General features: G+C 60.5%; 1 protein-coding gene. It reads left to right on the forward strand.

The features are described from left to right. Positions 1 to 85 precede the first annotated feature (85 nt). Positions 86 to 1,446, forward strand: a protein-coding gene (locus GGR43_RS23295; RefSeq protein ID WP_145206737.1) for an IS3 family transposase whose coding sequence is annotated in 2 segments (ribosomal slippage) — positions 86 to 430 and positions 433 to 1,446 — 1,359 coding nt in all. Because the reading frame shifts where the segments join, the coding sequence is not laid out codon by codon here. Positions 1,447 to 1,520: the final 74 nt, after the last annotated feature.

The raw sequence follows: 1,520 nt of genomic DNA on the forward strand, positions 1-1,520 counted from the left end.
TGTCCGGCGTCAGCGCCAATGGCACAGATTTGAGGTTGTGAATTAAGGAGGATTTGGGCTTCGTCGTAGTGACGAAGGAACGAAGATGAAGCCCAAATCCTCCTTGAAAAAATCGGTGAAGGCTCCTGCGGAGCAGGTGGTGAAGGACATCCGGCGGGCGACACGCCGGCACTTCTCTGCCGAGGATAAAATCCGGATCGTGCTTGAAGGCCTGCGCGGCGATGACAGCATTGCTGAACTGTGCCGCAAGGAAGGGATCGCCCAGAGCCTGTACTACACCTGGTCGAAGGAGTTCATGGAAGCGGGCAAGCGCCGGCTCGCCGGCGATACCGCCCGTGCCGCAACCACCGGCGAGGTCCAGGATCTGCGCCGGGAAGCCCGTGCGCTGAAGGAATGCGTGGCCGACCTGACCCTCGAGAACCGCCTGCTTAAAAAAAGCATGATCGCGGATGGGGGCGACGACGAATGAGATACCCTGCATCCGAGAAGCTGGAGATCATCCGGATCGTCGAACAGTCGCACCTCCCGGCCTGGCGCACGCTGGAGCAGTTGGGCATCCCGCGCCGGACCTTCTATCGCTGGTACGACCGCTATCTCGAAGGCGGCCCGGAGGCGTTGGAGGATCGGCCATCGGCCCCGCGCCGGGTGTGGAACCGCATCGGCGACGATATCCAGCAGCAGATCATCGACATGGCGCTGGATACAACCGATCTGTCGCCCCGCGAACTGGCAGTGCGCTTCACCGACGAGAAGCGCTACTTCGTGTCGGAGGCCACGGTTTATCGCCTGCTCAAGGCCCATGATCTGATTACCAGCCCGGCCTTCGTCGTGATCAGGGCAGCCGATGCGTTCCACACCAAGACGACGCGGCCGAACGAAATGTGGCAGACCGACTTCACCTACTTCAAGATCATTGGCTGGGGCTGGGTCTATCTGTCGACCGTGCTCGACGACTTCTCGCGCTACATCATCGCCTGGAAGCTGTGCACCAACATGCGAGCCGAGGATGTCACCGACACGCTGGACCTCGCGCTCGAGGCCTCGGGTTGCGACAGCGCAACGGTGCTGCACAAGCCTCGGCTGCTGTCGGATAATGGCCCGAGCTACATCGCGGGTGAACTGGCGGAATATATCGAGGCCCGGAAAATGAGCCATGTGCGCGGCGCTCCGATGCATCCCCAGACCCAGGGCAAGATCGAGCGCTGGCATCAGACCCTCAAGAATCGCATCCTGCTCGAAAATTACTTCCTGCCCGGTGACCTTGAGGCCCAGATCGAAGCCTTCGTCGAGCATTATAACCACCGACGTTACCACGAGAGCCTGAACAACGTGACGCCCGCCGACGCCTACTTCGGCAGGGCCGATGCCATCATCAAACAGCGCGAAAGGATCAAACGGAAGACCATCGAACATCGCCGCTTGCTCCACCGCAAGATCGCCGCTTAATATCAACCCCAGGACGAGGCCCGCACTCCGCTAATTTACGCCGCGAGTTGTGCCAAATGTTCTGACGACGGACA

Source organism: Sphingobium jiangsuense (assembly GCF_014196495.1).
Lineage (GTDB): Bacteria > Pseudomonadota > Alphaproteobacteria > Sphingomonadales > Sphingomonadaceae > Sphingobium > Sphingobium jiangsuense.